Origin of the sequence: Stutzerimonas stutzeri (assembly GCF_002909485.1) — a bacterium.
Classification (GTDB): Bacteria; Pseudomonadota; Gammaproteobacteria; order Pseudomonadales; family Pseudomonadaceae; genus Stutzerimonas; species Stutzerimonas stutzeri_AH.
The window spans coordinates 1-2,985 of sequence record NZ_PPXG01000015.1 but is presented as its reverse complement, the minus strand read 5'-3'; the positions used below and the strand labels follow the sequence as shown (position 1 = coordinate 2,985).

General features: G+C 54.8%; 3 protein-coding genes. 2 read left to right on the top strand and 1 reads right to left on the bottom strand.

The features are described 5' to 3' along the window. Positions 1-176: 176 nt before the first annotated feature. The gene (locus tag CXK91_RS22445) at positions 177-491 is read right to left on the bottom strand and encodes an ArsR/SmtB family transcription factor (protein WP_000349485.1); all 315 of its coding nucleotides are present in this window, start codon (positions 489-491) and stop codon (positions 177-179) included. Between the two features lie 111 nt (positions 492-602). On the opposite strand from CXK91_RS22445, the gene CXK91_RS22440 reads away from it, so the two are divergent. Together CXK91_RS22440 and CXK91_RS22435 are read left to right on the top strand one after the other, a co-directional pair. Next, positions 603-1,637: a permease gene (locus tag CXK91_RS22440; RefSeq protein WP_000098298.1), complete on the top strand. Its 1,035-nt coding sequence runs from the start codon at positions 603-605 to the stop codon at positions 1,635-1,637. Between the two features lie 12 nt (positions 1,638-1,649). Next, on the top strand, positions 1,650-2,927 hold the full coding sequence (locus CXK91_RS22435; RefSeq protein ID WP_022960607.1) for an ISL3 family transposase: 1,278 nt from the start codon (positions 1,650-1,652) through the stop codon (positions 2,925-2,927). Positions 2,928-2,985: the final 58 nt, after the last annotated feature.

Here is a 2,985-nt window from a genome sequence, read left to right as displayed (position 1 = left end):
GGGTATCCGGAATTTCTGGTTGATAAAATGCCAAAGATGTAAAGAAGAAAATCTTTCTCAGCGGATTATCTGATTGATCCTCTTCAGCCTACTCTACTGCCAATTTTCTGTTTCCACCTTCGCCTGAGTCTTCATAGCGATGCTGACTAGGGAGGACAGCGAGAGCTGGGCAAGCGTCAAAGCGGTTCTGGTTCATGCGCAATCCGAACACCTGCACAACATTCCTCTTGTAAGAAACCGATCAAATTCTCTAGGTGCCCATACTCGGGTATACAGACAATCGTGCGGCTATGTTTCTCCTGCCGGATCAGCCCTACCTTGGCCATGCGCGCAAGGTGATGTGATAGCGTCGAAGCAGGAATACCCAGCCCCTTCTGGATATCTCCGACCGAAGCCCCATCATGGCCAGCTTTGACCAGAAAGCGGAACACGGACAGTCGGTGACTATTCCCTAGCTCAGCTAAGCTGGCTGCAACCTTTTCGTGATCCATAGCACGCCCCAATAATTCGATGTTTCTAGAATTATAGTTGACAGGTCGGATAAACGCAAGTAGGCTGCGTACATCATTTCGACAATACTAGAAATATAGGAGTAATATTGAATGTCATCTCAACTCCAAGACGCTCTAGGCATGTTCGCCTTTCTCGCTATCGAGCTATCGGTTTTATTCATTGGCATTAGCTTGCTGGTCGGAGTTCTTCAACGTCACATCCCACCATCCAAGGTGGAAGCGTTACTGACTTCCAGTGGGAAGCGAGGCTATTTTCTTGCTGCTGGTTTAGGAGCTATAACGCCCTTCTGTAGTTGCTCGACTATCCCCATGTTGAAAGGGTTGATTCGGGCACGGGCCGGTTTTGGGCCGATGATGGTGTTTCTTTTCTCATCTCCGTTGCTGAATCCTATCGTCGTCGGCCTGCTGGTTGCCACGTTTGGATGGACACTTACTGCTATCTATGTGCTCGCCGCTTTGGTGGTCGCGGTAGGTGCCGGATGGCTGCTTCACACGCTTGGCTTCGAGCGTTATGTGCGCCGGACGGCGACACAAGAGAGCAGTGGATGTAGTTCATCAGCAAGCCCGTGCAGTGCTACATCGACCGCATCGAGTTGCGGCACCAACAGCTGCGACACCACTCCGAAGACGGCTTCTTGCGGGGCTGATAGGAAGACAACAGTCTCTACGTCTAGCGAATGCTGTGACAGTCAACCCACTGTCACGGTTAAGAAAGAAGGGAAGTACAGTGGTGTGTGGCGGGAAGCTTGGTCGGACTTTATCGATGTGTTGCCTTACCTGCTCATCGGTATTGCGATTGGCAGCGTGATCTATGGTTTCATGCCCACTGACTTATTGGAGCAGTATGCAGGCCCAGATAATCCCTTTGCCATTCCAGTTGCCGCTGTCATCGGCGTGCCGTTGTATATTCGCGCTGAAGCCGTCATACCTCTGGCAGCGGCTCTGATGGCCAAAGGCGTGGGTGCCGGGACGGTGCTAGCGTTGATCATCGGCAGTGCCGGAGCCAGCCTGACTGAGCTCATTCTGTTGCGCTCTTTGTTCACGCTGAAGCTTTTAGCGGCGTTTTTAGCAGTCATTTTTGCTATGGCGATGATTGCCGGTTACGCCACCTACCTGTTTTTCTGATCAAGGCGGGAGATGATTAATTCGTTAAGCCTTCCTGGGTACCAGTTGGTGGATTCTGATGAGCAGAATGAAGACATACATTTTCGGCTTGAAGCACCTACACCAGTAGCCTGCGAGGGGTGCGGCGTGCAGGGTGAGTTCGTGCGGTTCGGCAAGCGTGACGTTCCCTATCGTGATCTGCCCATCCACGGCAAGCGGGTCACTCTCTGGGTGGTCCGCCGCCGATACACCTGCCGGGCCTGCAAGACAACATTCAGGCCCCAGCTACCGGAGATGGTGGACGGATTCCGTATGACACTGCGGCTGCATGAGTACGTGGAGAAGGAATCCTTCAACCACCCCTACACCTTTGTGGCGGCACAGACCGGCCTGGACGAGAAGACGGTGCGCGACATCTTCAACGCCCGCGCCGAGTTCCTGGGGCGCTGGCACCGCTTCGAGACGCCCCGCATCCTGGGCATTGACGAGCTATACCTGAACAAGCGCTACCGCTGCATTCTGACCAACATTGAGGAGCGAACCCTGCTCGACCTGCTGGCCACCCGCCGCCAGGACGTGGTGACCAACTACCTGATGAAGCTGAAAGACCGGCAGAAGGTCGAGATCGTCAGCATGGACATGTGGAACCCCTACCGGGCAGCGGTCAAGGCTGTGCTGCCCCAGGCCCGTATCGTGGTCGATAAGTTCCATGTGGTGCGCATGGCCAACGATGCCCTAGAGAGAGTGCGCAAGGGCCTCAGAAAGGAGCCGAAACCGTCCCAGAGCCGGACTCTCAAGGGAGACCGGAAAATCCTGCTGAAACGCGCTCACGAAGTCTCAGACCGGGAGCGCCTCATCATGGAGACCTGGACAGGCGCGTTCCCGCAACTGCTGGCCGCCTACGAGCACAAGGAGCGCTTCTACGGCATCTGGGACGCCACCACACGGCTCCAGGCAGAAGCCGCCCTGGACGAGTGGATAGCCACCATCCCGAAGGGCCAAAAGGAAGTCTGGAGCGATCTGGTCAGGGCAGTGGGAAACTGGCGCGAAGAGACCATGACCTACTTCGAGACGGACATGCCCGTCACCAACGCTTACACGGAGTCCATCAACCGACTGGCCAAGGACAAGAACCGTGAAGGGCGCGGTTACTCCTTCGAGGTGATGCGGGCACGAATGCTCTACACCACGAAGCACAAGAAGAAGGCACCGACTGCGAAGGTCTCTCCTTTCTACAAGAAAACCATCGGTTACGGACTGCCGGACTTCGCAGAGGAACTCAACTACGGAGTCGATCTATCAACCATCTGAGGGTGGTATCAGATTGATGGGGTGAAGGTGCCCCATCAACCATTAAATCCGTATACCC

Coding starts and splice junctions, on each gene's coding strand:
- CXK91_RS22445 (WP_000349485.1), bottom strand. CDS start 491: ATGGATCACGAAAAGGTTGCAGCCAGCTTAGCTGAGCTAGGGAATAGT.
- CXK91_RS22440 (WP_000098298.1), top strand. CDS start 603: ATGTCATCTCAACTCCAAGACGCTCTAGGCATGTTCGCCTTTCTCGCT.
- CXK91_RS22435 (WP_022960607.1), top strand. CDS start 1,650: ATGATTAATTCGTTAAGCCTTCCTGGGTACCAGTTGGTGGATTCTGAT.